The sequence below is a fragment of the Streptomyces sp. WELS2 genome (assembly GCF_013870595.1).
Classification (GTDB): Bacteria; Actinomycetota; Actinomycetes; order Streptomycetales; family Streptomycetaceae; genus Streptomyces.
This window is the reverse complement of the sequence record NZ_JACBWZ010000336.1, coordinates 1-6,437: the sequence shown is the minus strand read 5'-3', so window position 1 is coordinate 6,437 and position 6,437 is coordinate 1. Positions and strand designations below refer to the sequence as shown.

General features: G+C 73.9%; 6 protein-coding genes and 2 pseudogenes. All 8 read right to left on the bottom strand.

The features are described from left to right. Positions 1 to 262 (bottom strand): annotated as a pseudogene (locus tag H5J33_RS19595) (phage tail protein); the annotation flags it as partial. Beyond that, positions 259 to 2,220 carry a putative baseplate assembly protein gene (locus H5J33_RS19590; protein ID WP_181796229.1) on the bottom strand — a complete coding sequence of 654 codons (1,962 nt, stop codon included), beginning with the start codon at positions 2,218 to 2,220 and terminating at the stop codon, positions 259 to 261. The gene H5J33_RS19590 and the pseudogene H5J33_RS19595, both read right to left, overlap by 4 nt. After that, entirely contained in the window at positions 2,220 to 2,642 is a 423-nt protein-coding gene (locus H5J33_RS19585; RefSeq protein ID WP_181796228.1) for a GPW/gp25 family protein, read from the bottom strand. The genes H5J33_RS19590 and H5J33_RS19585 overlap by 1 nt, the downstream gene beginning before the upstream one ends. After that, on the bottom strand, positions 2,642 to 2,950 hold the full coding sequence (locus tag H5J33_RS19580; protein ID WP_181796227.1) for a PAAR domain-containing protein: 309 nt from the start codon (positions 2,948 to 2,950) through the stop codon (positions 2,642 to 2,644). The genes H5J33_RS19585 and H5J33_RS19580 overlap by 1 nt, the downstream gene beginning before the upstream one ends. A 45-nt stretch (positions 2,951 to 2,995) precedes the next feature. Continuing rightward, positions 2,996 to 4,819: a VgrG-related protein gene (locus H5J33_RS19575; RefSeq protein ID WP_181796226.1), complete on the bottom strand. Its 1,824-nt coding sequence runs from the start codon at positions 4,817 to 4,819 to the stop codon at positions 2,996 to 2,998. After that, positions 4,816 to 5,538, bottom strand: coding sequence for a LysM peptidoglycan-binding domain-containing protein (locus H5J33_RS19570; protein ID WP_181796225.1), 723 nt, complete (start codon positions 5,536 to 5,538; stop codon positions 4,816 to 4,818). The genes H5J33_RS19575 and H5J33_RS19570 overlap by 4 nt, the downstream gene beginning before the upstream one ends. A 65-nt stretch (positions 5,539 to 5,603) precedes the next feature. Continuing rightward, positions 5,604 to 6,029: a phage tail protein gene (locus tag H5J33_RS19565; RefSeq protein WP_181796224.1), complete on the bottom strand. Its 426-nt coding sequence runs from the start codon at positions 6,027 to 6,029 to the stop codon at positions 5,604 to 5,606. An 89-nt stretch (positions 6,030 to 6,118) separates the two neighbouring features. Continuing rightward, positions 6,119 to 6,437: pseudogene (locus tag H5J33_RS36785) on the bottom strand (hypothetical protein); the annotation flags it as partial.

The following is a 6,437-nucleotide window of genomic DNA, read 5'->3' as shown; positions in this document are numbered from 1 at the left end:
CGGCCTCCCGGCGCTGCTCCTCGGGCCACTCGGCGTCGTCGGTGGCGCCCACCCAGGACCCGAGCCAGGTCAGGAAGTCGGCCGGGGCCAGCCGGGGGTCGAGATAGGCGGGGAGGGTGTCCAGGGTCAGGAAGACGGGGGCCAGGACGGTGTCCAGGCCTGCGGTGAAGCGCTGGGCGAAGTCGTCGTCGGCGTACAGCGCCGGCAGCTGCTCGCCGATCGGGTGGCGGCTCGGCAGGCCGGGGACGGCGGCGCGGCTCATCGTCCGCCCTCCGGGTCCACGGCCGTGACGACCACCTGGTGCTGGTAGGAGAAGACCAGCGCGCCCTGGGCCAGGTCGATGCGGTCGGTCGGGGCGCCGCGCCGGCCGGTGATCGGGTCGGCGGGGAAGAGACGGATCTCCTCCACCAGCGCATTGCCGATGGCGCGTTGCAGCACGCCGAACAGCTCGCCGTACTGCACCGGCCGCCCGAACGGCCAGCCGGTGCCGTCGAGGCCGCCGTGCAGCGGGTTCAGGTGCCGGTACAGCGCGGCCAGCGCCGCGTCGCGCACCCGGTCGGTGTCGCCCGGGGCCGCGGCGAGCCGGGTCACCACGGTGACGCCCTGGTAGACCGGCGGCTCCACCACCAGGCGGGTACCGATCAGGCGCCGCTCGTCCAGGGCGGCGGTGATCGCCTGGAGCACCTGGTCGGAGGGGATCAGCTGCTCGAAGCGCAGCCGGTCGTCGCCCTCGTCGGCCACCGCGTCCGGCACCACCAGGACCCGTACCGCGCCCGCGCCCTCGGCGGCCGGCAGACAGCGCACCCGGCGCACCGAGGGCGCCGCCTGGCGGCTGATGATCTCGTAGTCCTCGGCGGTCACCGCGCGCTCCTGCATGCGCAGCGCCTGCGGGGCGCGCAGCTTGGCGTTCTCCACGGTCTCCCCGGCGACCCCGCCGCGCGCCGCCTCCCGGTTGGTGATCCGGGCGACGTACGGCACGGAGCTGCGCAGCACGGAGATCGCGCCGCGGGCGACGTTGCCCGCCGGGCCGCCGCCGGTGCGGTAGCGGGCCACCCGGATCTGCGCGCCCTTGGGCGGCACGGCGCCGCACTGGCGCAGCGTGCCGTCCGGTTCGCGCAGCGCGGGCGGGAAGCCGAACTCGCCGGTGGTGGCGTCGACCCGGACGTGCCGGTCCTCGGGCCCGGAGCGGCCGAAGTGCTCGACGACCTCCCAGCGCTGCCAGCCCTCGGCGGTGGACACCTCCACGACCGGGGGTTCGCGGTCGAGCAGCACCGGCGGGCGGCCGAGCCGGAACGTCTGCCCGGGCACCCCCTCCGAGGTGCCGAGCGGTACGTCGGTGACGGTCTCGGCGTGCTCCACGGTCATGGTGCCGCCCACGGTGAAGACCGCGGCCTCGCGCACGGTCGGGGACTCCGAGTAGAACGGCTGGCCCGGCTCCGGCTCGGTGACCCGGCAGCGCAGCCAGCCGGCCCGGGTGCCGCCGATCACCGAGGCGGTGTGCCCGGCCGGGACGTACACGATGACCTCGCCGGGCCGGTTGAGCCCGCCGGTGGTGTCCGCGCCGGTCTCGCACACCCGCCAGCCGCCGCCGTCCCACGCCTCCCACACCAGCGGGGGCTGGCGCGGGTCCACGCCGACGCCCTCCACCCGGCTGTCCAGGCGTACGGCGACGATGCACCGGGGCACGGCCGTCGGCAGGCCGAACAGCAGGGCGTCGCCCGGCTCGGGCGCGGCCTGGAAGCAGGGGATGTCACGACCCTCGGAGAGCGTCCCGGTCCGGTCGGTCTGCTCGCCGGTGCGGTGCGCGGTGACCAGGCGCGTCAGCTCGCTGGGCAGGATGTCCAGCCGGCCGGTGGTGGTGAAGACCACGGACTCGTCGCTCTCGCCGCGCGCCGTGGTCACCTCGGTGCCGGTGGGCAGCTCGACCGTGTCGGGCTGCGGTGCCGACAGCCAGAAGTCGACCTCGGCGACGGCGGCGGCCGGCGGGAACAGGCGGATGCCGAGCAGGTCGAGGAAGGCGGTGTAGTTCTTGTCCGGGACCCGGTTCAGCCGGTACAGCAGCTGGTCCACCAGGTAGGCGAACGTCTCGATCAGGGTGACGCCCGGGTCGGAGACGTTGTGGTCGGTCCACTCCGGCGCGCGCTGCTGCACGTACCGCTTGGCCTCGTCGACGAGTTGCTGGAACCGCCGGTCGTCCAGGTTCGGGGAGGGCAGTGCCATCAGTCCGTGCCCCTGTCCTCGGCCCCCTCCTCGGAGGGGATGGTGTAGAAGGGAAAGACCAGGTTGCGCCGGTCGTTGGTGGAGCGCACGGTGTAGTGCACGTCGATGTAGAGGGTGCCGTCCTCGATGGCGTCGAAGGCGACGGCCACGTCGTCCACCGAGATGCGCGGCTCCCAGCGTTCCAGGGCCTCGCGCACCTGCTGCGCGATGCGTCCGGCGGTGGCGCCGTCGCCCGGGGCGAAGACGTAGTCGTGGATGCCGCAGCCGAACTCGGGGCGCATGGGGCGCTCGCCGGGCGCGGTGCCGAGCACCAGGCGGATCGCCTCCTCGATCTCCCGCTCCCGTTCGACCAGGGCGATGCCGCCGGTCGGGCCGACCCGCAGCGGGAACGCCCAGCCGCGGCCGATGAACCGCTCGCTCATCACAGGCCCCCGATCAGGACGTTGGGGGCGCCGGTCAGGATCGTGGCACCGCACGAGGTCTTGTCGCGCGCCCGCGCGGCCGGCAGTCCGCCGATCAGCACGGTGGCCGCGAGCGGGTCGGGCATGATCACGTTGGCCGGGCCCATGACCGCGTGCGGCGGCATCACACAGGCGTGCTGGCTGCCGACGACGGCGGCGGGCCGGCCGCCGATCAGCACGCGGGCCACGGTCGCGGCGGCGCCGGGCGGCGGGGTGGCGATCACCCCGCCGTGACTGGTGGGGTCACCGGTACGGGCTGCGGCCGGCATGCGTTGCTCCTCGGGAGGTTCGGTTGACTGCTGCTGGTGTTCGGGTCAGTTGATGCGGATGAGCTTGGCCTTCAGGACGCCGAGCAGACCGCCGTCGACGGTGACGTCCGAGCTGCCGGTGACGCTCACCGACCGGCCGCCGACCTTCACCCCGACCCGGCCCTGGATGTCCACGTTCCGGCCGGACACGCTCACATCGCCGCGGCCCGCGTCCAGGGTGATGCCCTTGCCGTCGAGCACGACGGAGGTGAGGGGCTGCCGGCCCCTGGCGAACACCGTCAGCTCGATCCGGTCCCGCCGGTCGTCCAGGAACACCTCGAGGCGCTCGTCGGCGGTCCGCAGCCGCAGCCCGGACGGGCCCGGCGCCCTGGCGTCCAGCAGCTCCACCCGGTGCCCCGAACGGGACACCAGGGAACGCCGGTTGACCCGGCCGGTGGTGCCGTCGATCAGCGGCACGTCGTGCGGCGAGGGCTTGTCCACGCCGTTGTACAGCCCGCCGATGACGTACGGGCTGTCCAGCAGGCCCTGTTCGAAGCCGACCAGGACCTCGTCGTTGACCTCGGGGCTCACCACGCCTCCGCCGCCCTTGCCGCCCCACTGCACGGTGCGCACCCAGTCGGTGGTGTACGTGTCATCCAGCCAGGGGAACCGCAGCTTCACCGCGCCGCTCTCGGCACCGCCCGGCTCGCGCACGTCCGTGACCACGCCGATCGCCAGGCCCGGCATGCGCGGCCCGCGGCTCGGCGCGTTGGCGCCGGTCACCAGGCCGGTCAGGGAACGGTCGGGGCTGGCGCTCACCCACACCGTGGTCCGGTACCCGCCGTGCGGCTCCAGGACGTGCTGCACGGCCGTCGCGGTGTACTTGCCGGAGAACGCCGGGCCGACGTTGCCGAGCGCGACCGGCTTGCCCGCCCGCAGCCTCGGGTTGCCCTCCGCCACCGCCTCCAGGTCCCCGAACCCGGCGCTCACCTGCGCGGCCACGGCGTCGGCGACGGCGGTCGTCTCCGCCTGGGTGCGGTACGGGGTGTCGGTGACGGTCAGCTTCGACTGCCGGCCGAACCGGGCGGCGAACGCCGGGCTCAGTCCCGGCTCCACCGTGTCGCTCTCCACCGACGGCTGCCGCGCCACCAGCGGGCGTTTCGTGGTGACGTCCCAGCCGCGCACCTCCACCTGCGCCGCGCCGTCCGCCGCCGACAGCGAGGCCCGCAGCGCCAGCAGGTTCCGCCCGTACTCCAGCACCATCGGGTTCCGGGTGGCCGGGGTGTCCGGCGCGGGCGCCCCGGACGCCTTCTTCGGCTTGGTGAACTGGAGCACGCCCTTGTCGTCCACGCGCACCTGCGCGCCGCTCTCGGCCGCCAGGTACTGCAGGAAGTCCCAGTCGGACACGTTCGCCTGGGACAGCTGCTGGTAGGTGACCGGCGCGGCCTCCACGGTGCCGCAGGCCAGCCCGGCCCCGGCGGCCACCTTGCGGACGATCGCGGCCGCCGTCATGTTCCGGTACGCCACCACCTTCCGGCCGCGCTGGAGGCGGTGGGCCTTGGAGTAGGCGCGCACCACCGTGAACGAGCCGGTACGGTCCCGGTCCACCTCCAGGGCGGTGACCTCGCCGTCGAACAGCCGCTCGCGGGCCTGCCCGCTCACCGTCACCACCGACACCCTGAGCGGGGTGCCGATGGTGATGCCGACCGCCCGCAGGAACTCGTGGTCGGGGTCTCGGAAGGTGAGCTGTGCCGCGTCCGGCAGGCCCACGTTCTCGTCCACCACACAGCTCACCAGCTGGGCGGCCCAGACCGGCGGCAGCTCGCCGGGCGTCTCGATGACGGGGTCCGCCGCGAACGACCGGCCGCCCCGCGCCTCGGGTGTGCTCACCGCTCCTCCTCACCGCCGGCGTCCCGCAGCCCCGGCACCACCAGTTCGGTGCCGGGTACGAGCGCCATCGGGTCGTCGATTCCGTTCGCCTCCGCGATGACCCGCCAGGCCGTCGCGTCGCCGTACTCCCGCCAGGCCAGCATCGCCAGGCTGTCGCCCGCGACCACCGTGTGCGTGCTGCGGGCGGTGCGCGCGCCCGAGGTCGGGTTCTGGCCCGCCGGGTCGACGCTGGCCTCCTCGATCGACAGCGCGCAGCTGGCCCGCAGCGGCTTGCCGTCCACGTCGAAGAGGGTGTACGTCACTGAGAGGCTGGAGAGCACCCCGTCGAACGAGGTGGTGCGCGCGGTGCCCCACTCGAACCGCACCCAGGGGCTGGCCGGCTTCTTCCGGCCGAGGCTGGCCGGGGTCGGCACGCACCCCTTCATCAGCTTCTCCACCGCCTGCTCCACGGAGTTGTCGTGGGTGGCGGTGGCGTCCAGGAACACTTCCAGGCTCAGCTCGCGCGGGCCGCTGCCGACGAACTCGGGCAGCGCCGACTGCCCCGCCATCCGGGACGGGGTGCGCCGCCACTCGGTGGTCTTGCGCAGCTCCAGGGTGGAGGGGTTGAACTGGAGGTTCAGCCGCGCGATCGTGCCGCCGGGCTTGGCGCCGACCGAGGCGGGGGGCTCCATCAGGGTCAGCTGGGCCCTGGCCCGGCTGGAACGGAACGCTGGGGACACGCCGGGACTTCCTTTCTCACGGGCGCGGGCGGGTACGGCTCATCGGGTCTCGTCGGGCGGGCGGGTCAGGACGGGCGCAGCCCTTCGTGGGCGATCTCCAGGGTCTCCACGGCCGCCTCGGAGTTGTTGGGGTCGAAGGAGGGCCCCTGCCAGCGCACCGGGACGATCCCGAACACCTGCCAGCTGATGATCGGGGTCCGGTCCGGCCGCAGCGCCACGATCTCGCCGTCCTTGCGCTCCACCCGCTTCAGCGTCTCGTCCAGCCAGCGGCCGATCTTCACCGTGTCGGCGGTGACCGGCCGGGTGAGCGTGATGTTCGTCCAGTTCACGCGGCCGGGCAGCTGCCAGGTGAAGCCGTTGTTGCCGCCCTCGGCGTACGTCTCGATCTCCACCTCGGCGCCCATGCCGGAGCACGTGTGGAAGGCGCCCAGGTCGTTGCCGCCGATCGCGAGCCGGAAGAACACGCTCGTCGCGAAGATGTTGTCCGTCATCCGTCCGTCATCCGTTCCGTGGCCTCGGGCAGGCCTTCCTTCGTTGGCGTGGCGTCGTTCATCGGGTCGCCTCATCCATGTCCGTGGTCTCAGCGGCGTCCGTCGTGCGGGCGGCCGGTGCGCTCCCGGCCGCGCCGCAGTTCGGCACGGAGCAGCCGGGCCACCGGGTCGAGCAGCCGGCGCGCCAGGTCGTCCAGGTCGAGACCGGGATCGGGCGGGACCTCGGGGTGCCGCGGGCTCGCGTTCCTGCCCACGGACGACGAACGGGATCGCGTACGGGACGACGTACCGGATGACGAGCCGGACGAGGTACCGGACGACGTACCGGACACGGAGGCCGACCGCTGACGGCCGCGCGTCGGCGCGTCCTGCGTCGTGTCGTCACCGGCGCGCTGCACCACGGGCGCC